This is a genomic window from Sulfuriferula thiophila, from assembly GCF_003864975.1.
Classification (GTDB): Bacteria; Pseudomonadota; Gammaproteobacteria; order Burkholderiales; family Sulfuriferulaceae; genus Sulfuriferula; species Sulfuriferula thiophila.
On record NZ_BHGL01000033.1, the window covers coordinates 116,787 to 140,910 of the forward strand.

Below are 24,124 nucleotides of genomic sequence, written 5' to 3' on the forward strand. Positions count from 1 at the left end.
ATGGTGGTTATGTTATTGATGGTTTTTCTGGTGACTTTCGGGCTGTCGCGATTGCACAGCATCAACCAGCAGCTAGAACAGGTTGTTAATGAATATAATGTAAAAGCTGAACTGGCTTATAAAATGCAATTCATTGCCCGCGAAAGAATTATTTTGCTGCAGTCGATCGTTGCTACTGAAGATGTGTTTGATCGTGACATATTGATTCAGCGTTTCTATGCATTATCCCCGCGTTTTATGACGGTATTCAATGAAGAAGTCAATCAGGGGCTGGTTGGCAAGGAAAAGCTATTGGTAGAACAGCAGCGTAAGTTCATGGCGATTGCCACGTCGATACAGGACCAGGTGCTGCAATTGGTATTGGACGGCAAAAACAGTGACGCAGTCAATTTGCTGATAGATCAGGCTGTTCCCGCTCAGGACAAAACCTTGGGCGTGCTGGCACAGCTTATTGATTTGCAGTTTGATCGGACACACAGTGCTGCAGAGGTAGCCAGGCAGAATTATCAGCGTGCCGTTTACTCTATGGTGGTTAGTGGCATCGTTGCCTTCTTATTGAGTCTGCTGATTGCGTACTTTGTTAATCGGCGCATGTCCGGGCTGGTAGGTAATCTGAGGTTAAAAGAGCAGGAGGCGCGTGTCCTGCTGGATAATATTCCTGATCTGGTGTGGTTGAAAAACAGTCACTCACGTTATGTTTGGGCTAACCAAAAGTTCGAACAGGCTGCTGCATTGATGCCAGAACAGGTGGTTGGCTTACTGGATGATGATATATGGTTCGAGAGCGGAGCAGTCTGTCAAAATGATGATCGGCAAGCAATTGAAACTCGTTGCACTGTTCATCATGAAAAAACCTTGACAAATCGTTCAGGAGTATCTCGGCAATATGTCACTTCGCGCACGGCAATTTTTGATGAGACCGGGCAATGTACGGGCGTGCTTGGCGTCGCCCATGATGTGACTGAGCGCAACCGGATGGCTGAACAGATTCAGGCCGCGAACATTGAGTTGCAGTTCCAGAAAACGGCACTTGATCAGCACGCTATTGTCAGTATTGCGGATGTCAATGGTGTTATTACCTACGTCAATGACAAGTTCTGCGAAATCAGCAAATATGGGCGTGATGAGTTGCTGGGGCTGAACCATCGGGTGCTGAAGTCGGGTTGCCATCAACCGGAGTTTTATGCGGCGATGTGGAAAACTATCGCCAGTGGCAAGGTGTGGGAGGGCGAGGTTTGCAATTTGGCAAAAGATGGCAGTCTCTATTGGGTCAAGACAACGATAGTGCCTTTTGTGGATGCCAATGGTTTGCCGCAGCGTTATATCTCGATACGCACAGATATCACCCCGGCTAAAAGTGCAGAATTGTTATTGCAACGCAGCCATGAAGAGCTTGAGCAAATAGTCTACGAACGCACGCATGAGCTTGTGGTGGCTAAGCAAGCTCTGGAAGCTGATATTGAAGCTCGTCGGCAGATCGAAGATGCCTTAAATCAATTCAAAGCAACCCTTGATCAGACTCATGATTCCGTATTCATGTTTGCGCCGGATACGCTGCGATTTATTTATGTGAATCGGGGGGCAGCGAGTCAGGTTGGTTATTCTATTGAGGCGCTTTTGCAAATGACGCCGCTCGACCTTAAGTCCGAATTTACGCCAGAGGATTTTCGGGAAATTCTGCAGCCTTTGCTGTCTGGGCAGCAAAGCGCCATCACTTTTGAGACTACGCATCGGCACAAGGATGGCCACGAAATCCCGGTCGAGGTGTTACTGCAATATATTCATCCCAGCGGTGGAGAGGCCCGTTTTATCGCTGTAGTGCGTGATATTGCCGAGCGCAAACGGACAGAGGGTGAGTTGATCAGGCGTTATGAAGAAGTGGCCGCCCTTAATAGCCAGCTTCAGGAAACCCAAAGTCAGTTGCTGCAATCGGAAAAAATGGCTTCTATTGGTCAATTAGCGGCAGGTGTGGCGCATGAAATTAATAATCCTATTGGTTATGTGCATTCCAATCTAGGCACTTTGGAAAAGTATGTGAAGGATCTGTTTGGCATGGTTGAAGTGTACGAACACGCGGAGCCCATGATCGCCGATGTCGGGATATTGGCAGGGTTGCAGACTGCCAAGAAAAATTTTGATCTGGAGTTTTTGAAGGAGGATGTGTCTGCATTAATGAGTGAGTCCAGGGATGGTATAACCCGGGTCAAGAAGATTGTGCAGGATCTGAAAGATTTCTCCCATGTGGATACCGCAGAAGAGTGGCACTGGGCTGATTTGATAAAAGGAATAGATAGCACCTTGAATATCGTCAATAACGAGATCAAATACAAGGCGCAAGTTGTGAAAGAATATCAGGAGATACCTGATGTGGAGTGCCTTTCTTCACAGCTGAATCAGGTGTTCATGAATCTGCTTGTCAATGCGGTACATGCTATTGAGGAACGGGGTACTATCACGATACGGACGGGGCGGCAGGGTGATGATGAAGTATGGGTAGAAATTGCTGATACAGGTAAAGGCATTGCTCCTGAAAATCTTAAAAAAATATTCGACCCGTTTTTCACCACTAAACCGATAGGTAAGGGCACAGGTTTGGGTTTGTCGCTTTCCTATGGCATTATTCATAAACACCATGGCCGAATTGAAGTGCAAAGCGAAGTAGACAGAGGAACGACGTTTAGAGTATGTTTGCCAGTCAGGCATGTGCCATCAGAAGTGCAGGTGGATGCTTAACCGGTTCGCTGGATGTTGTTTATATTTCATTGGTATGTTGCTAAACAGGAGTCAGATTTTTATGCCGAACATGCCTGGTGATAATCCATTGATCATGACGATTGACGCAATCAGTGATTTCCATCAGGCGGTGCCCCTGCCGCCGGATGCAGATGAAGCGGCAATAGTGCTGGTGGAAAGCATTAACCGGTTGCTTGAACGCCTTGCTGCCAGGTTTGATGTGAGTAATCAGGAGGCGAATAGTCTGGCAGCAGGCAGTATCCGCATGGTGGTGATGGCGGATGTTCAGGAGCGTTTGAGTCAGGCTGACAAGCTGGTAAAAACATCAAGTGATATCAAGCGGTTTTTCGAGGATGTGCTGGTTGATTTGCAGGATGCTACAGGGGCACGTGTGGGGATTTATGTGTCGCTTGACGGAGCGGGTGTCCCGAGAAGCTTGGTAAGTCCGGGAGCAAATGAAGCGCTGTTAACTGAACTGAAACAATCGAGTGTGTTCCACGATATCTTGCGCGCTGCCTGTGCTGGCACCGGTGTCGTTAGTAACCAGGGGACGAGCGGCAGTATGCCAGCTATTCTGGCTAATCCTATGCTGGTAGCGCCGGTTTTCATACGCGGTAAGGCAGTTGGCGTATTCGTTATGCTGGGCAGGGAGGGGGAAGGTGTTTTTTCTCGCGATGACCTGACTATGCTTGAGCAATTGTTGCCCGATGTGACCCGCGTGCTGGAAAGGCTGGATCTGTTAAGAGCGCTGGAACAGAGTAACCGCTCATTGCATGCAGAACAATTGAAGCAGCAGGTGTTGATAGAGCAACTGGAAGCAGCGCAGAGTCAATTGATGCAGTCGGAGAAAATGGCGTCAGTCGGTCAGCTTGCGGCGGGTGTCGCGCATGAGATTAATAATCCTATCGGCTTTGTCTACTCCAATCTGGGGACGCTGGAAAAATATCTGGAAAATTTGTTTGAAATTGTTGATAACTATGAGTTAGCTGAAAGCGCAATTACTGATGGGGACGTACTGGCGCGTTTGCAGTTGGCCAAACAGAAACTCGATTTGCCGTTTTTAAAGGAAGACCTGCCCGCCTTGATGGGTGAATCAAAAGACGGTATCACCCGCGTTAAAAAAATAGTGCAGGACCTGAAAGACTTTTCCCATGTTGATGTGACTGAGGAGTGGGAGCTGGCAGACTTGCAGAGAGGCATCGATACTACGCTCAATATTGTCAGTAACGAGATTAAATATAAGGCGGAAGTGATCAAGGAGTATGGCAATATTCCAGAAGTGAAATGCCTGTCTTCGCAGCTTAATCAGGTATTTATGAATTTGCTGGTCAATGCGGCTCATGCTATTGAAGAGCGTGGCACGATTACTATTCGAACCGGGCAACAGGGGCAAGAGGTATGGGTCGAAGTAAGCGATACCGGAAAAGGGATCGCTCCGGAAAATCTGAAACGGATATTTGATCCTTTTTTCACTACCAAGCCGATAGGAAAAGGGACCGGGTTGGGGCTGTCAATGGCGTATGGAATTATGAAGAAACACCATGGCAGGATAGAAGTGCAAAGTGAAGTTGGTAAAGGCACGACATTCAGAGTGAGTTTGCCTGTTGAACAGTGATCCTCTCCAGGAGCATGGGTGTATCGTGTAGCAGCCAAATTGGGCGTGGGTGTTTTTGTGGAGGGTGTTGTTACCCCTGTAGGCTGAGCGTTGAATTATGGATGAAAAAATGAACGAAATGCAATCCGCAGCACTGCCGCAAGCCAAACCGGAAGAAATCATAACCCTGTTGTTTGTGGATGATGAGGCTAACATTCTTTCCGCCTTGAAACGGTTATTTCGACCATTCGGATACCGGATATTTACTGCCGAAGGTGGTGCTGCAGGACTGGAGATCATGGCGCGTGAAACCGTAGATCTGGTGATATCCGATATGCGTATGCCTGAAATGAATGGGGCGGAATTTCTTGAAAAAGTCAGGGACGGCTGGCCGGATACGGTACGGATACTATTGACCGGTTATGCTGAAATCGGTGCAACTATTGATGCCATTAATAAAGGGCGGATATATCGGTATATCTCCAAGCCCTGGGAAGATAATGATATTACCCTGACGGTGAGGCAGGCGTTGGAAACCAAGCTGCTTGAGCGGGAAAAAACCCGTCTGGAAGCGCTGACGCTCAAGCAGAATGAAGAATTAAAAAATCTCAATGCAACATTGGAAGACCGGGTCAAGGCGCGCACTGAAGAAGTCCGTCAGACTATGGGTTTTCTCGAAGTTTCGCATGAGAAGTTAAAAAAGAGTTTCATTACTTCTATCCGTGTATTCTCCAATTTGATTGAAATGCGTGAAGGCCGAATGGCCGGGCACTCGCGACGGGTTGCCGATCTTGCCAGGACGCTGGCCCAGCGTCTGGGTATGAAGGACGCTGAAGTGCAGGATGTTTTTTTAGCGGCGTTGTTGCACGATGTGGGCAAAATTGGATTGCCGGATCGTTTAATGGAGAAATCTTTTTCCAGCCTGACCAGTGAGGAGAGGACGGAAGTTGTAAAGCATCCAGCCAAGGGGGAAGCAGCGCTGATGGCGTTGGAACAGTTGCATGGTGCGGCGAAGTTTATTCGTGGGCACCATGAGCGGTTTGACGGCTTGGGGTATCCGGATAAATTGGCGGGGTTGGCTATTCCTCTAGGCGCCCGGATTCTTGCGGTTGCTAATGACTATGATGCGGTGCAGCTTGGTACCATAGTGAATAAGCGTTTGAATCAAAATGAAGCGCTGGCATATATTCAGGAAGGGCGCGGTAATCGTTATGATCCGACTGTGGTTGATGCGTTTCTTGGCAAGATGGCAAAACCCGTAGCTGAATCGGCAGAAACCAGGCCCGAAATCATGTTGAGCTCGGGGCAGCTGCAAGCAGGTATGAAGTTGTCCAGAGATATGATGGGTAATAACGGTAATTTGCTGCTCTCCAAGGATTATGTTCTGGATGCGCAGTTGATCGGTCAAATCAAGAATTTCGAGCGGCTTGAAAACCAATTATTTACGATTTGGATTTACGCAAAAAAAGGGGATTGATGTGAACCGTATCATGCTCGTGGATGATGAAAAAAACATATTAAACGCGTTACGTCGCGTATTGATGGGTGGTGTTGAAATAGAGGGCGAGTCAGTTGAGTTATCGGTTGAGATATTTGATTCGCCATCGGATGCATTGCGGCGAGCAGAAGTGGCTGCTTTTGATCTGGTGATTTCAGATTATCGTATGCCGGAAATGGGAGGCGTCGAATTTCTCAAGGCCTTCAGGAAAATCCAGCCCAATGCTGCCCGCATGGTGTTGAGTGGCTATGCTGATTTTGCGGGCTTAATGGAGGCTATCAATGAAGCTGAAATTTACCGTTTTATCAGCAAACCGTGGAACGACTATGATTTGAAGTTTGCTATTTCGCAGGCGCTTTCATTTAGAAAGCTGCTCATGGAAAATCAGCGGCTGGCGGATATTGTACGTATGCAGCAGGGGCAGTTATCCAAGCAGGAATTGGCATTGCGACGACTTGAAGAGGAGAGTCCCGGTATTACCAAAGTGAATTGGGGAGCGGATGGTTCGGTCATTATTGATGAAAATGATGTGTAGCGGTTTTGCCAGCGCTGTTGGTAACGTTCTGTATTTACGGGCTTAAATCTGCAGTGTGTGTCGTGCTTGATTTTGTGCTGACATTTGCGCTTGACAGGCGGGTTTTAGCTGGTACAATTCGGGCCTTCGACAAGACGCGCAGCGCTTAACAAGGCTAGTGGGTATGTGTGGAAATTAAACCAAATCAATTGGTTAGTGAGTTTGCTAACTGGTTAATAACTTGGGTCAGCAGATGCATAAAGTTGGCGTAATCATGATTTGGATCGGATTGCTGATGAGCATATTCGGTTTGATTTTTGGTTTTATTGATTTGGTTAAATATGGTGAGGCCAGTATCTGGATCGCTATTATTCCTGCAGGTTTTGCAGGTTTGTTGACTGGAGTTACCATTACCCAGTTTTCAAAGAAGTAAAAAGCTGTTATAATGCGCAGCTTGAGTTTTACCTCTGTCCCCATCGTCTAGAGGCCTAGGACACCGCCCTTTCACGGCGATAACACGAGTTCGAATCTCGTTGGGGACGCCAATCTTACGGGTTGCAGCGATGCAACCCGTTTATTTTCTAACCGTCAGGTTAGATTCAGGAGTGGTAGTTCAGTTGGTTAGAATACCGGCCTGTCACGCCGGGGGTCGCGGGTTCGAGTCCCGTCCACTCCGCCAACATACATGCATAATATTGCCAAATTATTAAATTTGGCAATATTCATGGCTAAGTAGCAAATATCTCACCCCTTCGTAATACCTTTCCTTTTAAATAGACTATATCCCGCGCTTGGCATTCGTACGTTTATTTTCTGCATTGCTCGCCTGCTGAATTGATTTTTGGATATACCCTGTTGCATAATTTTTGTTTACGTATATAATGCGAATCATTCTCAATTGCAAAATCAAACAGATTAGTGATGACATATCAAACTACACATGCGACAAGCAATACTGAAGTTCCTCATGTACGGCTGAATGATGGATCGCCTATACCCAGTGAGCGGTTATTCAGTAAGGGTGATGAGGTGTTAATTACACACAATGGCGAGCAATATCGTTTGCGCCGTACGCGCAATGGCAAATTGATATTGACGAAATGATTTGAGCTTTACAGATAGCCAGCCAGCTCATGTTTGAGCAAGCCAGCCAATAAATAACTTGACTACTTGATAGGGGCTGGATGATGTCGAAATTGAATAAAGTGATGATGTTGGGAACGGTGTTTATGGCAACTGCAGGCACGGCGCAAGCTGATGAAGCACTGTTCGGTTATCTGAGAGGTGCGGAAACCTTGCCTAAAGGTGCGAACGAGGTGGTACAGCATTTGACCCGACGCTGGGATAAAGGGATGGGTGAATACACTGCGTATGACAGCAAAACAGAATTGGAGCATGGTTTCACAGATCGTTTTACCGGTGCAGCCTATCTTCTTGGACAGGCTGTGAAATCGCAGGGTTTGCAGATTGATGGCTATATCCCGGCAGACATTAATACGGGTATGCAGTTATCGGGCGTTGAGTTGTCAGCCAAATATAACTTCCTCAGCCCGGCGAAAGATGATTTCGGTTTGGCTGCTTATGTGTCCGGTGCGTATAAACGACTGGATAGGACTTCCGGGCAGAAGAAGGATGCCTATCAGGTTGAAGCGTGGTTGCTGGCACAAAAAAACTTTCTCGATGATCAGCTGGTTTGGGTAGGTAACGTGGGGCTGGAGTCAACATACGCAGTACGCTTGCCGATAGCCGGGGCGAACTTGACGGAGGAGCAGTGGCCGACTACGCCAGAAATGGAGATAGGCATATTGGCGGGTACAGGGCTTTCCTATCGTGTCGCGCCAAACTGGTTTGTGGGCGCGGAGATGATGTATGACTCTGAATACGAAACCCAGGTAGGCCGCGAACGATGGTCAGTGCAGGCCGGCCCTAACGTGCATTATGGCGCGAAAGACTGGTGGTTTACCGCGACCTGGTTGCCGCAACTGGCGGGTGGCGGATTCGAGACTTATCCTGGGCAAACGGATACGAGTTTGCATTTGATAGAAAAAACCAAGCAGGAATTTCGGGTGAAAGTTGGATTCAATTTTTAAGGAATAGACATGAGCAATTATGACCGCTGGTTAATGGTGCCTGCATTGATTATCCCTGCTGTTGCTTCCGCGCCGGCATATGCAGTGCAGTACATGAATGTGGAACAGGCGCAGAAAGTGCTGTTTCCGGCTGCGGAAGGGTTTGAAGCCCGCACCATACAATTGACTGCTGAGCAGAAAAGCGCGATTGAGGCCAGCTCGGGTGTGCGCGTCCGGGTTGCTGAAATCAAAGCCTGGCGTGCGATCCAGGGCGGTAAGCCGAGCGGCTGGTTTTTGCTGGATGAGGTCTATGGCAAGCATGAGTTTATAACTTACGCCGTGGCGCTGGGTATGGATGGCGCGGTCAAGGGGGTAGAGATACTTGATTACCGTGAAACTCATGGCAGCGAAGTGAATAATGCGAAATGGCGTGCTCAGTTTACCGGCAAGAAAGCGGGCGATACCTTGAAGCTGGATGAGGATATCAAGAATATCAGTGGCGCGACGCTGTCGTGCAAGCATCTTACGGACGGCGTCAAGCGGCTGTTGGCGACTTACGCGACGGTACTTAAATGACTTTAGCCGGCAGCCAGCACTCAGCATCACCCGAGCTCGTGGAGTGCGTACGCGCACGCCCATTACTCGGCACGTTCGTAGAAATAGCTGCGCATGGTGAGAATGCCGATGCTGTGCAAATGGCTATTTCGGCTGCGTTTGCCGAGGTTGAGCGGGTGCATCAATTGATGAGTTACCAGTTGGCGGACTCGGATATTTCCCGTATCAATCGGGATGGCTTTGTAAGTCCGGTTGCCGTGGCGCCAGCCACATGGGCGGTGCTGGCAGCAGCGGAAAAATTCTCTGCTGCAAGTGATGGGTTGTTTGATATTACTGTGGCGCCAACATTGACCAAACTGGGATTTTTGCCACGTCACGCGGGATTTCCCCGTATTTCCGGACAGGGTAACTGGCAGCATGTGGCTTTGCTGCCGGATCATCAGGTTCAGCTTAAGCGCCGGTTACGCATAGATGTTTCCGGTATTGCTAAAGGTTATGCCGTGGATAGGGCAATCGCCGTGTTGCAGGCTGCGGGCATGGCCAGTGGTCGGGTTAATGCGGGTGGTGATTTGCGGGTGTTTGGCGAGCATGCGCAAATTGTCCATGTGCGTCATCCTGCCGTGCCTGAACAGATGCTGCCTATTGTTGAGCTGAAACAAGGTGCTGCAGCAACTTCGGCTGGCTACTACACTCAGCGCCGCTATCAGGGGCGCATGGTTACACCCTTGATTAATCCTCATACACGCAGCGCAGCCGGTGTGCAGCGTAGCGTTACCGTATTGGCGAATGACTGTATGACGGCGGATGCATTAACCAAGGTCGTTCATGCTGACCCTGAGCGCGCAGTGGCATTGCTGGGGCAGTTCGAGGCTCGCGCGGTGATGCTGGTGCCGGATGTTGCAACGGGCGGCTGTCGGGTATTTGATACCTCACGTCTTAATCCTGCCAGCTGGCAAACTCGGGTCATATCATGAAATATCAGCATTTACCGCTCCCTATACGCTTTGCCAAACCGCATAAATATGCCTTGTATGCTGTCGTTACGCTGCTTTGGCTATCGGGTCTGGCCTGGCTGGGTTTCCATTATTACCTGCGTGTGGCGGGTGATTTCGGTGATGCGCCTAATCCATTGGAAATCTGGTGGTTGCGCTTGCATGGCCTGATGGGATTTGCAGTACTGGTTGCTATCGGTTCGGTGCTGCCTATCCATGCCCGCCGGGCCTGGCATCTAAAAAAGAATCGCCTGACCGGTTTCGCCATGGAAGCGCTATTTCTGTGGCTGGCACTGACGGGGTATGCGCTGTATTACTTCAGCAGCGATGACAACGAAGCCTGGTTGCCGCTGCTGCACTGGATCGTTGGCCTGTTGCTGCCGCTGATGCTGATCGTGCACATCTGGCGGGGCCGGCGCCGCGCTGTCACTGTATTTAATCCGGTGGCACACACATCAGAGACGCCTTAAGCGCCAATAATGGCAACAAATGCCCCGTCTCACCCAATTTTTATAGATCAAGGGAAATTCCATGCAAGCCAATAAATTTAAACTCAGTGTGCTGACTGCACTGTTAACACTGTCTTTTAATGCGCATGCAGATGCGACGACAGCAACGCTGGAGCAAAAGCTGGAGCAGTTGCAGCAGGAAATGCAGGCATTGAAACAGCAGTTGGCTGAAGAGAAGGCTGCGCGCATGCAGCAAGTCGATACTGCTGTTAAGGCGGCGGTGGCTGACGCTGTGCCTGAAACCAGCAACGATACGAGTATCGGCGGCTATGGCGAAGTGGCTTATAGCAATTATAAAGACGGCTCGGTCAAGGATCAGATTGATCTTAATCGTTTTGTGCTGTTTTTTGGGCATCGTTTCAATGATCGTTTGCGCATGTATTCCGAATTCGAGATTGAGCACGCTATTGCCAGCGCAGGTGATAAGGGTGAAGCGGAGATTGAGCAGGCTTACATCGAATACAACCTGCTGCCCAAGGTTAATTTACGTGCCGGCTTGATGTTGATGCCGCTGGGTATCCTGAATGAAACCCACGAGCCACCCACCTATTACGGCGTATTCCGAAATGAAGTGGAAACGCGCATCATCCCTACGACCTGGCGCGAGGCAGGGCTAGGGCTGCAGGGCAAGTTGCTGGATAGTTCACTGGAATATAACGCGGGTATTTCCAGTGGTTTTGATGCCACTAAATATGCGGGTAATGCGGCGTATGGCATCAAGGACATGCATGGCGAAGCCAGTCAGGCAGCGGCAAATAATCTGGCGCTGTATGCCGGACTGAATTATCGTCAGCCAGGCTGGCTGCTGGGCGGTGGCGTGTTTACCGGCAACACTGCGCAGAATGGCGTGAGTGATATAACCAGTCCGGCTTTGCAAGGTAAAAATGCGCGATTGACGTTGTGGGATATTCACGGCAAATACAGCGTAGGCAATCTGGAGATGCAGGCCCTGTATGCGCGCGGTACTCTTGGTGATACCCAAGCCATTAATGATGCGGCTGTTATTGTGCCTGGTGATGGTAAAGATGCCGCGCCAAAGTCTTTTTACGGCTGGTATGGCCAACTGGCTTACCACGTATGGCGCAAAGACGAGATGCGGCTGACACCGTTTGTGCGTTATGAGCGATTTAACACTCAGGCTAGTGTTGATGCTGGATATACGGCCAATCCATTGAACGATGAGACAGTGACAACGCTGGGCGCCAATTTCAATCTCAGTCGTGAAGTGGTATTCAAGGCAGACTGGCAGAACTATAAAACGGATCCGTTGAAAGACCGCTTCAACCTTGGGGTGGGCTGGATGTTTTAGGCTTGATAACAGGCGCGTTTGTTCTTATTGGCGCGCCTGATTAAAGCTGTTGCTGTTGATTATATTTGTGTTTACTATACGCGAAGGTTTGTAAGATAAACTTTTACAGTGGGAGTGGACATGAACCGTATCCAGCAATTCAGCCTGATCAGTAGTCTTGTTGTCGCAATGCTGGCCTCACCGGCCTATGCGCAATGGAAGCTTGATAATAATGCTTCCAATTTGAACTTTATCAGCGTCAAGAAAGCCAATATCGCTGAAGTGCATCAATTCCAGAAGCTCAGCGGAGAAGTCAGCGATGCGGGGAATATTCATCTGGTGATCGATTTGTCCAGCGTGGAAACACAGATTCCGATTCGCAATGAACGGGTCAAGACCATGCTGTTTGAAATCGCGCAATTCCCAGTTGCCGAGTTTGACGGTCAAGTCGATTTAAGCAAAGTAAGCGCGCTCAAAGTCGGTGATTATCTGGATATGGCGGTGAATGGCAAGCTTGCCATGCATGGTAAAACGCAGGATGCCAAAGCGACATTGCGTATGGTTAGACTTAAGCATGACCGCTTGCAGGTGGTGACCAAATCGCCAATTATCATTAATGCGGATCAGTATGATCTGGCTGCCGGGATCGACAAGTTGCGGGAAATTGCAGGATTGTCCGAGATTTCTCTGGCTGTACCGGTCAACTTTACCCTGGTATTTCAGCATTAATGACAGGCTGGCAACTGCGGCAGTGCGGTTGCCAGTTTTTATCCTCTGCCGCAGCATGCAATTCCTGGCTTGGCAATATTTATCCTGCTTGGCGTTGGTGGTAAAAAATACTGGAAAATCAGTAAGATTTGTGCCTACATACGTTGCGAATATGCTCAGGTAGACTCTGCAGTTAATTCAAGTCAGATAATAAAAAGAGTCAAGCTGTCATTATGGGTATATCTCGGGAGTTTCGTTACTTAATTGCATTGTTGGCGTGTTCTGGCGCGCAATCTGTATGGGCAACCGATGTTCCCAGCGAACTGGATTATCTGCAAGAATTTCCTGTGGTGCTGAGTGCGTCACGCCTGTCGCAGCCGCTGAATGAAGCGCCGAATGCCATGACAGTGATCGACCGGGCGATGATCAAGGCGTCCGGTTTCCGCACCATACCGGATCTGTTCAGGTTGGTGCCCGGTATGTACGTCAGTGCGTTTACTGGTACCTCGCCGATAGTCTCTTATCACGGCACTACCGATGACTCGGCACGGCGTATGCAGGTGCAGGTGGATGGCCGTTCGGTATTCATGCCGCCGATAGGTGCTGTCGCCTGGGAGGACTTGCCTCTGCAGATTGATGACATCGAGCGGATTGAAGTCATACGTGGCCCCGCTGCTGCTTCATATGGTGGAAACTCCACGCAAGGTGTAATCAATATCATCACGCGTGATGCCGGTGCATTTGAAGGATTCAAAGCCAGTGTTACCAGAGGCAATGGCGGTATTGCCGATGCAAACGTCAGCATGGGTAAGCGTGGTGCCAATCTTGACTATCGTATGAGTGTCGGGTATCGCAGCGATCACGGTTATGATGCCAATCAGTACGATATCAATAACGATAGCCACAAGACGCGCATGTTCAATCTGCGTAGCAACTACCACCCTAATGGCGTGGATAGCTTTGATTTTCAGCTGGGTTATACCGAAGGTCCGCGAGGCGATGGTACTAACAATGGCAGCCCGAATACGCCGCACGATAAGCACAATCATGAAAATTTTGCGCAACTCACATGGTTGCGCAGCCTGGCGGGCGGGGATGAGCTGAAATTACAGTACTACCATATCTATCAGGATGTGCTGAATACGCTGGAACCGGCTGTCCCGCTCAGTGACAGCTACACCAATACGCGAGACGATCTGGAGCTGCAGCATACTATCCATACCTCGCTCACCAACCGGCTGGTGTGGGGGGCTTCGGTGCGTCGCGACTGGACGTTGGCACCCAGCCGGTTTCTTACTGAGCAGACCGTCAACTCGGCTACCCTGTTTGCGCATGATGAGTGGCGCATGACACCTAAATGGCTGCTGAATACCGGCGCTCTGCTGGAGAACAGCGGCCTTGGTCAGACCAATCTGTCGCCGCGCGTTGCATTGATTTATAAGCTGACAGCTAAACAGACATTTCGCATTGGTATCTCCAAAGCCTACCGTAACCCTTCAGTGTATGAAGAACGCGCCAACTATCATTTTCCACCGCCTGTCGATTACACTTTTTATCTGGCGCAGGGCGGGTTACGGCCGGAAAGGATTTTGTCGCGGGAAATCGGCTATCTGGGTGAGTTCCCGAAATATGGCACATCCGTGGATATCCGTGTTTATAAGGATCAGCTGCGTGACATTATTTACGAAACTGACCTCGAACCCAAAAATTTCGTGAATTTGTTCGATGCCGAACATCATGGTGTGGAAGTGACTACCAAGCATCAGTGGGGCGATCATAATCTGCTGACGTTCAACTATACGTTCCAGTTGATGAGCAGTGAGGTAAAATTACCCTATGCAAGTGCTTACAGCGGTACTATGCCTAAACATATGATTAGCGCGTTATATTCTAAAACATTTTCTAATGACGTCGCTCTTAGCCTCGGGTACTACCAGCAGGGCGCTATGTTGCCAATAGATCGCGGACCGAATGATCTGCAGGCCTTTACCCGGCGTGTGGATGTGAGGGTCGCCAAGCAATTCAAGCTGGATAATGCCGGTAACCGAGGTGAAGTCGCACTGGTTGTGCAGCATTTGTCGGGCACCCCTTATACGGATTACGTTGTTCAGAATCAATTCAACCGTCGTGTTTTCCTTACTGCCTCAGTTCAATATTAATCGCATGCGCGTATGGCGGAACGCGCTGCTGGCGTGCTTATGCCTGCTGCAATTCATGCCTGTGTCTGCGCTTGCAGAGAATCTGCGCGTATTGCTGGTGCTGAGTGATAACACCGCGCCGTACCAGTCTTTTTCCCGAACATTTTCCCAAAGCCTGCCTGCTGCGCTGCATGTGTCGGTGCTGGAACATGCGGAAGATTTTGCTGTCGGTACGCCGCAATCAGATTTGATCGTTACGGTAGGGACCAAAGCCACAGTGTGGGTGGCTGCAAAAACCAGCACGCCGATTCTGGCAACCATGCTACCCAGAAACAGTTACGAGGAGTTGCTCAGCAAGCACCGCCGGGCTAAAGGCATGTCGGCGATCTATCTGGATCAGCCCTGGGATCGTCAGGCGGATTTTCTGCATGCGGTGCTGCCAGATCGCAGCCGGATCGGTTTGCTGTATTCCCAAGGCACACATCTCGACCTGTCCGGATTGAGTAAGGAAATATCGCGGAATGGCAGCGTGTTGAATTTGCAGTTGCTGAATGCACCTGATGCCTTGTTTTCCAGTCTGGAAGCTTTGCTGGATAACAATGATGTGCTGTTTGCCATACCTGATAGTGTCATCTACAGCAGTAATAATATCCGCAATATTTTGCTTACTACATACCGGCATGGCGTGCCATTAATCGGGCTGTCTCAATCCTATGTCAATGCGGGCGCGCTGTGCGCGATTTTCTCGACACCGGAGCAGATTGCCACGCAAACCAGTGCGGCGGTTCTGACATTTGCCCAGACTCACCAGTTACCTGACGCGCAATATCCATCGTCGTTCACGATAGCCGTCAATCAGGAAGTAGCGCGAACTTTATCTGTACCGTTGCAGTCACCCGAGACGCTGCGCGCACAGATGGATAACGCAAAAAGGAAGATGCGATGATGCGCACGAGATATGGAATTCGCAAATACGTCGCCTGGCTGACGCTGGCGCCGTTGCTGATCATGGCAATCAGCATGGAGGTTTTTTTCCTGCAAGATCGTTTCAAGGACCTGAATCGGGATTTGCTGGTGCGCGGCAATCTGATTGCCCATCAGCTTGCTTCCAGCAGTGAATACGGGGTGTATTCCAATAACCAGTTATTCCTTAAAAATATTGCGCAGGGTGTGCTGATGCAGGCTGACGTGAGCGGCGTCATTATCCAAAATGCAGCAGGCGTACCCTTGGTTGAAGTGCATAACGTTACCGGGGGTAAGGAGCGTGATGCAGCGTTGCCGGAAAGAGGAGATGCAAACGAGATAGTACTGCCTTCGGCTGCAAGCGTGACGAAAATGAGTGCGCTGGTGAATTCGCAGTCACCCATTCATAACAGTAGCGACAGTCTGCTGATCTATCAGCCGATTAATTCGACTCAGGTTGCGCTTGACGAGCTTGAAGCCCGGCCTGCGGTAACCCAGCTGGGCGCCGTCATCGTTAAAATGGGCTGGGCACATACGCAGAAGTTGAAACAGCGTTTGTTGCTAGTCACGGTGTTGCCGACATTGTTGTTTCTGGTGATCACTTTCTATGCGGTTTATCGCGGCAGTCGTCGCATAACGTATCCGATAGGCAAGTTGAGTGATGCAGTGCATGCGATTGGCTCGGGTAATCTGGGTACGCGGGTTGTGGTCAGCAGCGATATCAGTGAATTGCATACCCTGGCGCAGGGCATTAATGATATGGCGGCACAATTGCAGCATGAGCGCGGGATATTGCAGCAGCGTATTGATGAAGCTACGCTGCAATTGCGCACCTTGGCGTTCTACGACACGCTGACCAAGCTACCAAACCGGCGCATGCTGGAAGATCGTCTGGCGCAGGCGATATCTGCCAGCAGTCGTACTGGGCGTTTTGGTGCGTTGATGTTCCTGGATCTGGATAATTTCAAGCCACTCAATGATAAATACGGGCATGCTGTTGGCGATTTATTACTGGTCGAAGCCGCGCAGCGTATCAGTAATTGCATGCGGGCGATGGACACGGTGGCCCGTTTCGGCGGTGATGAGTTCGTGGTGATGATCAGTGAGCTGGATGTGGATAAAACGGAATCCATCAAGCAGGTCGGAATCATCGCAGAAAAGATCCGCATGGCTTTAGGTGAAGCGTATGTGCTGCGCTACCAGACCGAAGGCAAAGCGGAGGCCGTCATCGAGCATCATTGCACATCCAGTATCGGCGTTGCGCTGTTCTTAAATGACGAGACCGGGCAGAACGATATACTTACCCGGGCAGACTTGGCCATGTATCAGGCAAAAGCTGAGGGCCGAAATCGTATTAGCTTTTATCAGGCACCGACTTAAGCAGTCGTTATTAACGGAGTCTGCTTCGTACCCGAGAAAGCGTCTTTCTCGTAGTCCAACAGTTTTTCTTCCAACCAGGCTTTTGGTAACGCCGGAGCATCAACCTGAATAACAGGGCCTTGATGTCGATGGTTGCTGCACGCGCCGCCTAACTGCCAGTTCTTGGCCTATCCCCGATTCACCGAGTAATACGACTGCAGCAGGGTAAAGGCACTACCCACTCAATCAGACCTGTATTTTGTTAAATGCTGCAAAACGGGCAACAAGTCTGCTGTTTGTGCTGGATTTAAGTGGGCAGGATTCACCTCATGGTCATAGGGGCGAGTATAGTGGTGAGACTTCTTAGGGCTGCGCCATCTGCTGCAACAGTAGCCTTGCCAGCATCTGGCTATGGTTCGGATTTGAAGTTCCGGAAAGGTTGGTCAACATGCGTACGATTTGGAACAATTCTTTAGGCAGAGAGCTACTGCTGATCCTGATTGTGAAAATAATCGCAATTTTTGCGATCTGGTGGGTGTTCTTTCGGCCCGTCGTCGCGCACCCGCCTTTGAACGCAGATCAAGTCAGTACTGCCCTGGTCAGCAAGCCGCCAACTGTCACTCAACCTGCTGTTACCCCACCCGCCCCTAGGAGTCATCAAGATGATTAGTACAGAGTTGGTCGATGCCTCACGACTACAGTTTGCAATCGTTGCGCTGTATCACTTTTTATTTGTACCGTTGACCCTGGGAATGACCTTTCTATTGGTAATCATGGAGTCCACTTACGTGATTACCGGCAAGCAGGTATATCAGGATATGACCAAATTCTGGGGTAAATTATTTGGTATCAATTTTGCGCTGGGGGTGACGACGGGGATCACCCTGGAGTTTCAGTTCGGCACCAACTGGGCGTATTACTCGCATTATGTCGGCGACATTTTCGGAGCGCCGCTGGCGATAGAGGGGCTGATGGCATTCTTCCTGGAGTCTACTTTCATCGGTTTGTTCTTTTTTGGCTGGGACAAGTTGTCCAAGCATAAACATTTGTTGGTGACCATGTTGATGGCGCTGGGGTCTAATTTATCAGCCTTGTGGATACTGGTGGCGAATGGCTGGATGAACAACCCTGTGGGTTCCGAGTTCTCGTTTATTACCATGCGTATGGAGATGACTGACTTCTGGGATGTGATCTTCAACCCGCAGGCGCAAGCCAAGTTCGTGCATACCGTCAGTGCCGGTTATGTGACGGCATCGGTATTTGTGCTGGGGATTTCCTCATGGTATCTGCTCAAAGGCCGTGACGTCGAATTTGCCAAGCGTTCTTTCCGTATTGCCGCGGCATTTGGTTTTGCATCTGCGTTGTCGGTTATCGTGCTGGGGGATGAATCCGGCTATACCGTGGGTGAAAACCAGCATACCAAGATGGCTGCGATCGAGGCGATGTGGCATACCGAGCCTGCACCCGCTTCGTTCAGTTTGGTTGCCGGCATCAATGAAAAACAGCAGAAAAATGACTGGGCAATCGAAATTCCCTATGTTATGGGCATTATTGGCACGCGTTCACTGACCAAAGAAATACCAGGTATCTATGAAATCAAGGCACGTAATCGTGAACGCATCATCAACGGTGCGCATGCAGTTACCGCATTAGCGGCGTTACGTAAGCATCCCACGGACGTCGCGTTGAAAGCGGAATTCGATAAATATAAAGCGGATCTGGGTTTTGGTTTGCTGTTGAAGAAATACATTGCAGATGTGAGTCAGGCCACGCCTGAAATGATACAGCAAGCCACCGACGATACCGTTCCGCGTGTTACTCCGATGTACTGGTCGTTCCGCGTCATGGTAGCAATTGGTGCCGGGCTGCTGGCGCTATTTGCAACAGCGCTGTATGTCTCGGTTACCGATACCTGCGGCAAGAAGAGATGGGTATTACGCTGGGCGCTATTTTTCATCCCCATGCCATGGATTGCCGCCGAGCTGGGCTGGTTTGTAGCTGAGTATGGCCGTCAGCCCTGGACGATATACGGTGTGCTGCCAACGCATCTGTCTGCATCGACGTTAACGGCGGGTAATGTGTATGGTTCTATCGCGGGTTTCGTATTTTTCTACACGGGCTTGCTGATTGTGGAACTGTACCTGATGGTGAAGTTCGCGCGTCAAGGGCCAAGTAGCCTGCATACCGGGCGTTATCAGGATGAGGTGAGTGGTGCTATTCCAGCACATGTATCAACTGACAAGGCTTAAGCGAATTGCGTCGCGTCATGGCCGTAATGCCGTGATGCGGTTCACCCTTGTTCCAAGGAGGAAATAATGTTTGATTATGAAACACTCAAAGTCATCTGGTGGCTGTTTGTCGGTGTGTTGCTACTGGGTTTCGCGATCATGGACGGGCACGACATGGGGGTGGGCACCCTGTTGCCATTTGTGGGTAAAAACGACGGGGAGCGCCGCGTCATTATTAGTACAGTAAGCGCACACTGGGAGGGTAATCAGGTCTGGTTTATTACGGCTGGAGGCGCTATTTTCGCTGCCTGGCCACTGGTTTATGCGACGGCGTTTTCCGGATTTTACTGGGCGATGCTGGCTGTGCTGTGGGCGTTATTTTTTCGTCCAGTCGGTTTTGATTACCGCTCCAAAATTGCCAATCCGACTTGGCGCAGCAGCTGGGACTGGGGTTTATTCATAGGCGGTGCTGTGCCGCCGCTGATATTCGGTGTGGCATTCGGAAATCTGTTACAAGGTGTGCCATTCCATTTCGATGATGATTTGCGCTCTTATTACACCGGTACTTTCTGGCAATTGCTTAACCCGTTTGCACTGCTGGCCGGTGTGGTCAGTACGGCGATGATTACGGCTCATGGTGCGAATTATCTGATGATACGTACTGAGGGTGATATCTACCGGCGTAGCCGGACTGCTGCACTCATTTTCGGTGTGCTGGCGCTGGTTGCTTTTGCGGTAGCTGGTGTCTGGGTAATGAACGGCATTGCCGGCTATATGATTACCAGCGGTAATCTGCCTAACGCCTTGCCTAATCCGCTGGATAAAACCGTGGTAATGCAGGCGGGTGCGTGGATGCATAATTACAGCGTGTATCCGCTGACCACGATAATACCGGTGACCGCTTTTGTGGGCGGGGCGTTGGCCATCGTGTTCGCGCTGCTGCACAAACCCACCATGGCATTCCTAGGTTCGTCGCTGAGTATGCTGGGTATTATTGGCACAGCAAGTGTGTCCATGTTCCCGTTCATTATGCCGTCATCAACTGATCCGCGTTCCAGCCTGACGGTATGGGACAGCGTTTCATCGCATATGACTCTGGAGCTGATGCTCTGGGCGACGGTGATTTTCCTGCCATTGATCGTTTTTTATACCAGCTGGGCGTATAAAGTGATGTCAGGTAAATTGAGCGTGGCTTATATCAATGGCAATGATCATTCCACTTACTAGGCAGGAGAATAAAATGTGGTATTTTGCTTGGATTTTAGGTCTGGCGATGGCAGTATTGCTGGCGATTGTGAATGCAGTGTATGGCGAAAACCATGAGCTGCTGGAAATTGAACCAGACGAACAGGAGAAATAATCGTGTATACGACCCTCGCCCGTGCCGGGTCGTTAGTCTTGGCCAGTATACTGGCCACGTTGATTACCTTTTACCCGCCTGCGCTGGCACAGTTGAGTCATGGCATGCTGACTGTGCTGATTTGGGGGGTGTGTGCAGGTTTCGTACATGGTATTGGTTTCGATCCTGAAGCCCGGTTCTGGCGGGTGGTGCTGGGTCCGGTTATCGCTTGGCCGCTGATGGCGCTGGCGCTGCTGCTGATTCTCAAACCGTATTTCGTAAGTGTTAATTGATCTGTAAATCGTGTTCGCACTCTTGAATGCGCAGAATTCGCCCTTATGTTAGAGGATCAGTCACGTGCATTCGAACTGCATTAAGTAGATGCATAAAGCGTGGTGGGCCGATGCGGTTATGATATGCATTTGTCGGATATAACGCAGTTGCCACGAGTTAATGTGGCTGTTTTTACTAATGAATATGTGGAAATGAGATCGCTCATGCAGCCTAATCCAGCCGTTACCCATTTTGAGCGTATAGGGGGTGCGGATACCATTCGTACGCTAGTACATCGTTTCTATGAAATTATGGATCAGTTACCGGAGGCGTACGGTATTCGTAAGCTTCATGCCGAGAGCTTACAGGGCTCTGAGGATAAACTGTTCAAGTTTTTGTGTGGCTGGATGGGTGGCCCGCAACTCTATATTCAGGAGTATGGGCACCCGATGTTACGCCGTCGCCACTTGCCTTTTCCGATCAGCGTGTCCGAGCGCGACCAATGGTTGCTGTGCATGGATACGGCTCTGAACGAAGTGGTGCAGGATGTCGCCCTGCGCCGCGAGCTTTCCAGTGCGTTTGCAAAAGTGGCAGACCATATGCGTAATCGCGCAGAAGGCAATGCTGCTTAATTTTTTAATTTATCAAGAAGGAATTTAAGATGACTATGACTCCCCAGCAACTTGTAGCAGAAGCTAAATCCCAGATCAAGGAAACGGATGTTGCCGGTGCAGCCCAGCAAATCGCAGCGGGTACCATTGTAATTGACGTGCGTGAGCCTGCTGAATTTGAAGCCGGTCGCCTGCCTGGCGCTGTCAGCATTCCTCGTGGCGTACTGGAATTCAAAACCCCGGAGCATCCTGCATTAGCGAATAAAGATGCGCAAATTTTACTGTATTGCAAAACTGGCGGCCGCTCTGCGCTGGCAACCCAAAGCCTGCAGCGCCTGGGTTATACCAACCTGGTTTCCCTGGCTGGCGGGTTTGAGGCCTGGGCGGGTAATGGTCAGCAGGTCGTAAAAGACACCACCAGTTTTGGTGGCTAGAGCACTTATCTTTCAGGTTTTATCAGGGCTTGCGGTTAATGGGTTATGTCCTAAAAATGCATGATTCATAACCGTAGTCGGTGGTGCTCTGGTATGCTTGTACCCCGTTAAAATTTGGGCATATTATGGAACACACCGACGTACTCATCATTGGCTCCGGCTTGGCTGCACTGACCACTGCGCTGCATTTGGCAGAAACAATGCAGATCACCATACTGACCAAGAAAACCCTGCAGGATTCAGCCAGCGCCTGGGCGCAAGGCGGGATCGCGGCGGTGCTGGCCGATGATGATACGGTAGAAGCGCATATTCAGGACACCCTGATTGCCGGCGCAGGGCTGTGCGATGAGGCCGCGGTGCGCTTTGTGGTGGAGCATGGGCGTGCTGCCGTGCAATGGCTGGTGGAAGTGGGGGTGCCGTTTACCGAGGATGCCGCCAGTGACACCGGTTTTCACCTTACCCGTGAAGGCGGGCATAGTACACGGCGCATCATTCATGCTGCCGATGCTACCGGGCGGGCAGTGCAGCGCACTCTGTGCCAGCAGATCCGTCAGCATCCCAATATCACGCTGCTCGAACATCATATTGCCATTGATCTGATTACCGGTGCCAAGCTGGGTCGTGATGATCAGCGCTGTTATGGCAGCTATGTACTCGATAGCCTGCATGGGCGAGTCAAAACCTTTGCCGCCAAACACACCGTGCTTGCCACGGGTGGTGCGGGCAAAGTCTATCTGTACACGACCAATCCCGATGTGGCTACCGGCGACGGTGTGGCGATGGCGTGGCGGGCAGGTTGCAGCGTAGCCAACATGGAGTTCATGCAATTCCACCCGACTTGTTTATACCATCCACGCGCCAAGTCGTTTCTGATTTCCGAAGCCGTGCGTGGCGAAGGTGGTTTGTTAAAACTGGCGGACGGCACGCGTTTCATGCCGGAACATGATGCCCGTGGCGAGCTCGCTCCACGCGATGTGGTGGCGCGAGCCATCGACTGGGAAATGAAAAAACGCGGGCTGGATTGTGTGTATCTGGATATCTCGCATCAGCCGGCCGAATTTATCACCAGCCATTTCCCTAATATTTATCAGCGTTGCCTGGAGCTGGGCATAGACATCACCCGCGAGCCTATCCCGGTGGTGCCTGCGGCCCATTACACGTGCGGCGGGGTAGTGACGGATCTGGCGGCGCGTACGGATATCGCCAATCTGTATGCTGTGGGCGAAGTTGCCCATACCGGACTGCATGGCGCTAACCGGCTGGCGAGCAACTCGTTACTGGAGTGTCTGGTATTTGGTCGCGCCGTTGCGCAAACCATACTGGCAACAGCGCCTGTGCAGGCGCCGGTGATTCCGGAGTGGGACGAAAGCCGGGTGACCGATGCGGATGAAGAAATCGTGCTGTCGCATAACTGGGATGAACTGCGCCGGTTTATGTGGGATTACGTCGGTATCGTACGTACAAATAAACGGCTGGAACGCGCCGCGCACAGAATTGCTCTGCTGACGGAAGAAATCAATGAGTATTATGCCAATTTCCGTGTCAGCAATGACTTGATCGAATTGCGTAATCTGGTGATGACTGCTGATTTGATCGTGCGTTGTGCGCAACAGCGGCATGAAAGTCGCGGGTTGCATACCAGCCGTGATTATCCCGAAACGTTAGCGGTAGCCGTCGATACGGTTATTCGTCCTGAATAAATCTCAAGCACGGTAAAACCCTACTGGTTCTTGTTCACCGGCCTGGCTGAATGCTTCCCGTCGATGCAGGCACTGCGGACAGTGCCCGCAGTGCAGCGGGTAACCGAGCAGGCAGCTATAGGTGTGCGCATAGTCCACACCGAGCGCTATGCCTTGCTGGATAATCTGTGCCTTGGAGGTGCTGGACAGCGGCGTGGCAATCTCGATATTGCCCAGCACATTGGCCATGGCCTGAAAGCTATCGATGAATGCGCTGGATGCGCTGGGATAGTACTGGGTATCTTCCAGATTTAATGCTAGCAGGATTCGTCCAGCACCAATTTGGGTGGCATAGCTAAGGCCCAGACTTAACGCGATCAGGTTGCGGTGCGGCAAAGGTACGTGCAATTTCTTGCTTTGCCCCTCACGGAAATCATGACCCGTTTGCGCCATATCCAGTTTTTTTAATGTCAGGCCGAGCAGTTTGCACTGATGTAATGCCGCACGATACTCCTCAGCACCAGCACGCTGGCCATAGTCAATAAACACTGGGAGCAGCTGGTTTTGCCTGGGTTGCATATGCAGCAATGTGGAGCTCTCGATACCCCCGCTTAATAAAATTACATCAGACATTGCGTGC

24 protein-coding genes and 2 tRNA genes are annotated in these 24,124 nt (G+C 50.4%); 25 read left to right on the forward strand and 1 reads right to left on the reverse strand.

All coding sequences use genetic code 11. The features are described from left to right. The 25 genes from EJE49_RS10355 to nadB form a co-directional block, all read left to right on the forward strand. Nucleotides 1–2,733: PAS domain S-box protein (locus EJE49_RS10355; RefSeq protein ID WP_124950512.1), on the forward strand; the 2,733-nt coding region annotated here is incomplete at its 5' end. A gap of 61 nt (nt 2,734–2,794) precedes the next feature. After that, the gene (locus EJE49_RS10360; RefSeq protein ID WP_223246917.1) at nt 2,795–4,348 is read left to right on the forward strand and encodes an ATP-binding protein; all 1,554 of its coding nucleotides are present in this window, start codon (nt 2,795–2,797) and stop codon (nt 4,346–4,348) included. Nucleotides 4,349–4,457: 109 nt separating this feature from the next. After that, nucleotides 4,458–5,804, forward strand: coding sequence for a response regulator c-di-GMP phosphodiesterase, NosR family (nosR, locus tag EJE49_RS10365; RefSeq protein WP_124950514.1), 1,347 nt, complete (start codon nt 4,458–4,460; stop codon nt 5,802–5,804). A 1-nt stretch (nt 5,805) separates the two neighbouring features. Then, nucleotides 5,806–6,360, forward strand: coding sequence for a response regulator (locus EJE49_RS10370; RefSeq protein WP_124950516.1), 555 nt, complete (start codon nt 5,806–5,808; stop codon nt 6,358–6,360). A 232-nt stretch (nt 6,361–6,592) separates the two neighbouring features. After that, nucleotides 6,593–6,772: a hypothetical protein gene (locus tag EJE49_RS10375; protein ID WP_124950876.1), complete on the forward strand. Its 180-nt coding sequence runs from the start codon at nt 6,593–6,595 to the stop codon at nt 6,770–6,772. Between the two features lie 36 nt (nt 6,773–6,808). Beyond that, nucleotides 6,809–6,884: transfer RNA gene (locus EJE49_RS10380), tRNA-Glu, on the forward strand. A 57-nt stretch (nt 6,885–6,941) separates the two neighbouring features. Continuing rightward, a tRNA-Asp gene (locus tag EJE49_RS10385) sits at nt 6,942–7,018 on the forward strand. Between the two features lie 242 nt (nt 7,019–7,260). After that, nucleotides 7,261–7,443, forward strand: a complete 183-nt coding sequence (gene hemP / locus EJE49_RS14380; protein ID WP_124950518.1) for a hemin uptake protein HemP — start codon at nt 7,261–7,263, stop codon at nt 7,441–7,443. Nucleotides 7,444–7,523: 80 nt separating this feature from the next. Then, nucleotides 7,524–8,429 (forward strand): DUF6662 family protein, encoded by a 906-nt coding sequence (locus EJE49_RS10395; protein WP_223246918.1) that lies wholly within the window; start codon nt 7,524–7,526, stop codon nt 8,427–8,429. Between the two features lie 9 nt (nt 8,430–8,438). After that, the gene (locus EJE49_RS10400; RefSeq protein WP_124950520.1) at nt 8,439–8,984 is read left to right on the forward strand and encodes an FMN-binding protein; all 546 of its coding nucleotides are present in this window, start codon (nt 8,439–8,441) and stop codon (nt 8,982–8,984) included. Then, on the forward strand, nt 8,981–9,937 hold the full coding sequence (locus tag EJE49_RS10405; RefSeq protein ID WP_124950522.1) for an FAD:protein FMN transferase: 957 nt from the start codon (nt 8,981–8,983) through the stop codon (nt 9,935–9,937). The genes EJE49_RS10400 and EJE49_RS10405 overlap by 4 nt, the downstream gene beginning before the upstream one ends. After that, nucleotides 9,934–10,425, forward strand: coding sequence for a hypothetical protein (locus EJE49_RS10410; RefSeq protein WP_124950524.1), 492 nt, complete (start codon nt 9,934–9,936; stop codon nt 10,423–10,425). The genes EJE49_RS10405 and EJE49_RS10410 overlap by 4 nt, the downstream gene beginning before the upstream one ends. Before the next feature lie 61 nt (nt 10,426–10,486). Next, nucleotides 10,487–11,773 carry a putative porin gene (locus EJE49_RS10415; RefSeq protein WP_124950526.1) on the forward strand — a complete coding sequence of 429 codons (1,287 nt, stop codon included), beginning with the start codon at nt 10,487–10,489 and terminating at the stop codon, nt 11,771–11,773. Nucleotides 11,774–11,893: 120 nt separating this feature from the next. Next, entirely contained in the window at nt 11,894–12,481 is a 588-nt protein-coding gene (locus tag EJE49_RS10420) for a YceI family protein (protein WP_124950528.1), read from the forward strand. A 212-nt stretch (nt 12,482–12,693) separates the two neighbouring features. Beyond that, complete coding sequence (locus EJE49_RS10425; RefSeq protein WP_124950530.1) at nt 12,694–14,619, forward strand: TonB-dependent receptor plug domain-containing protein; 1,926 nt, start codon at nt 12,694–12,696, stop codon at nt 14,617–14,619. Between the two features lie 4 nt (nt 14,620–14,623). After that, entirely contained in the window at nt 14,624–15,544 is a 921-nt protein-coding gene (locus EJE49_RS10430) for an ABC transporter substrate-binding protein (RefSeq protein WP_189941843.1), read from the forward strand. Then, the gene (locus EJE49_RS10435; protein ID WP_124950534.1) at nt 15,541–16,941 is read left to right on the forward strand and encodes a diguanylate cyclase domain-containing protein; all 1,401 of its coding nucleotides are present in this window, start codon (nt 15,541–15,543) and stop codon (nt 16,939–16,941) included. Before EJE49_RS10430 ends, EJE49_RS10435 begins: the two co-directional genes overlap by 4 nt. Nucleotides 16,942–17,368: 427 nt before the next feature. Then, complete coding sequence (gene cydP / locus EJE49_RS14440; protein WP_370685824.1) at nt 17,369–17,590, forward strand: cytochrome oxidase putative small subunit CydP; 222 nt, start codon at nt 17,369–17,371, stop codon at nt 17,588–17,590. Continuing rightward, entirely contained in the window at nt 17,583–19,169 is a 1,587-nt protein-coding gene (locus tag EJE49_RS10440) for a cytochrome ubiquinol oxidase subunit I (RefSeq protein ID WP_124950536.1), read from the forward strand. Before cydP ends, EJE49_RS10440 begins: the two co-directional genes overlap by 8 nt. A gap of 66 nt (nt 19,170–19,235) precedes the next feature. Continuing rightward, nucleotides 19,236–20,375, forward strand: a complete 1,140-nt coding sequence (gene cydB / locus EJE49_RS10445; RefSeq protein WP_189941845.1) for a cytochrome d ubiquinol oxidase subunit II — start codon at nt 19,236–19,238, stop codon at nt 20,373–20,375. A 13-nt stretch (nt 20,376–20,388) separates the two neighbouring features. Then, entirely contained in the window at nt 20,389–20,508 is a 120-nt protein-coding gene (gene cydX / locus EJE49_RS10450; RefSeq protein WP_124950540.1) for a cytochrome bd-I oxidase subunit CydX, read from the forward strand. Between the two features lie 2 nt (nt 20,509–20,510). Next, entirely contained in the window at nt 20,511–20,780 is a 270-nt protein-coding gene (locus EJE49_RS10455; RefSeq protein ID WP_223246919.1) for a cyd operon YbgE family protein, read from the forward strand. 204 nt (nt 20,781–20,984) lie between these two features. Continuing rightward, entirely contained in the window at nt 20,985–21,392 is a 408-nt protein-coding gene (locus EJE49_RS10460; protein ID WP_124950544.1) for a group II truncated hemoglobin, read from the forward strand. A 29-nt stretch (nt 21,393–21,421) separates the two neighbouring features. Continuing rightward, the gene (locus EJE49_RS10465; protein ID WP_124950546.1) at nt 21,422–21,805 is read left to right on the forward strand and encodes a rhodanese-like domain-containing protein; all 384 of its coding nucleotides are present in this window, start codon (nt 21,422–21,424) and stop codon (nt 21,803–21,805) included. Between the two features lie 125 nt (nt 21,806–21,930). Next, nucleotides 21,931–23,505 carry an L-aspartate oxidase gene (nadB, locus tag EJE49_RS10470; protein ID WP_189941847.1) on the forward strand — a complete coding sequence of 525 codons (1,575 nt, stop codon included), beginning with the start codon at nt 21,931–21,933 and terminating at the stop codon, nt 23,503–23,505. 3 nt (nt 23,506–23,508) lie between these two features. Here the strand turns inward: nadB and EJE49_RS10475 are convergent, their stop codons facing one another. Next, nucleotides 23,509–24,117: a 7-cyano-7-deazaguanine synthase gene (locus EJE49_RS10475; RefSeq protein ID WP_124950548.1), complete on the reverse strand. Its 609-nt coding sequence runs from the start codon at nt 24,115–24,117 to the stop codon at nt 23,509–23,511. Between the last annotated feature and the right edge of the window lie 7 nt (nt 24,118–24,124).

Bases quoted from the DNA above. Each gene is read 5' to 3' on its own strand.
- EJE49_RS10360 (WP_223246917.1), top strand. From the start codon at position 2,795: ATGCCGAACATGCCTGGTGATAATCCATTGATCATGACGATTGACGCA.
- nosR (WP_124950514.1), top strand. From the start codon at position 4,458: ATGAACGAAATGCAATCCGCAGCACTGCCGCAAGCCAAACCGGAAGAA.
- EJE49_RS10375 (WP_124950876.1), top strand. From the start codon at position 6,593: ATGCATAAAGTTGGCGTAATCATGATTTGGATCGGATTGCTGATGAGC.
- hemP (WP_124950518.1), top strand. From the start codon at position 7,261: ATGACATATCAAACTACACATGCGACAAGCAATACTGAAGTTCCTCAT.
- EJE49_RS10395 (WP_223246918.1), top strand. From the start codon at position 7,524: ATGATGTCGAAATTGAATAAAGTGATGATGTTGGGAACGGTGTTTATG.
- EJE49_RS10400 (WP_124950520.1), top strand. From the start codon at position 8,439: ATGAGCAATTATGACCGCTGGTTAATGGTGCCTGCATTGATTATCCCT.
- EJE49_RS10405 (WP_124950522.1), top strand. From the start codon at position 8,981: ATGACTTTAGCCGGCAGCCAGCACTCAGCATCACCCGAGCTCGTGGAG.
- EJE49_RS10410 (WP_124950524.1), top strand. From the start codon at position 9,934: ATGAAATATCAGCATTTACCGCTCCCTATACGCTTTGCCAAACCGCAT.
- EJE49_RS10415 (WP_124950526.1), top strand. From the start codon at position 10,487: ATGCAAGCCAATAAATTTAAACTCAGTGTGCTGACTGCACTGTTAACA.
- EJE49_RS10420 (WP_124950528.1), top strand. From the start codon at position 11,894: ATGAACCGTATCCAGCAATTCAGCCTGATCAGTAGTCTTGTTGTCGCA.
- EJE49_RS10425 (WP_124950530.1), top strand. From the start codon at position 12,694: ATGGGTATATCTCGGGAGTTTCGTTACTTAATTGCATTGTTGGCGTGT.
- EJE49_RS10430 (WP_189941843.1), top strand. From the start codon at position 14,624: ATGCGCGTATGGCGGAACGCGCTGCTGGCGTGCTTATGCCTGCTGCAA.
- EJE49_RS10435 (WP_124950534.1), top strand. From the start codon at position 15,541: ATGATGCGCACGAGATATGGAATTCGCAAATACGTCGCCTGGCTGACG.
- cydP (WP_370685824.1), top strand. From the start codon at position 17,369: ATGCGTACGATTTGGAACAATTCTTTAGGCAGAGAGCTACTGCTGATC.
- EJE49_RS10440 (WP_124950536.1), top strand. From the start codon at position 17,583: ATGATTAGTACAGAGTTGGTCGATGCCTCACGACTACAGTTTGCAATC.
- cydB (WP_189941845.1), top strand. From the start codon at position 19,236: ATGTTTGATTATGAAACACTCAAAGTCATCTGGTGGCTGTTTGTCGGT.
- cydX (WP_124950540.1), top strand. From the start codon at position 20,389: ATGTGGTATTTTGCTTGGATTTTAGGTCTGGCGATGGCAGTATTGCTG.
- EJE49_RS10460 (WP_124950544.1), top strand. From the start codon at position 20,985: ATGCAGCCTAATCCAGCCGTTACCCATTTTGAGCGTATAGGGGGTGCG.
- EJE49_RS10465 (WP_124950546.1), top strand. From the start codon at position 21,422: ATGACTATGACTCCCCAGCAACTTGTAGCAGAAGCTAAATCCCAGATC.
- nadB (WP_189941847.1), top strand. From the start codon at position 21,931: ATGGAACACACCGACGTACTCATCATTGGCTCCGGCTTGGCTGCACTG.
- EJE49_RS10475 (WP_124950548.1), bottom strand. From the start codon at position 24,117: ATGTCTGATGTAATTTTATTAAGCGGGGGTATCGAGAGCTCCACATTG.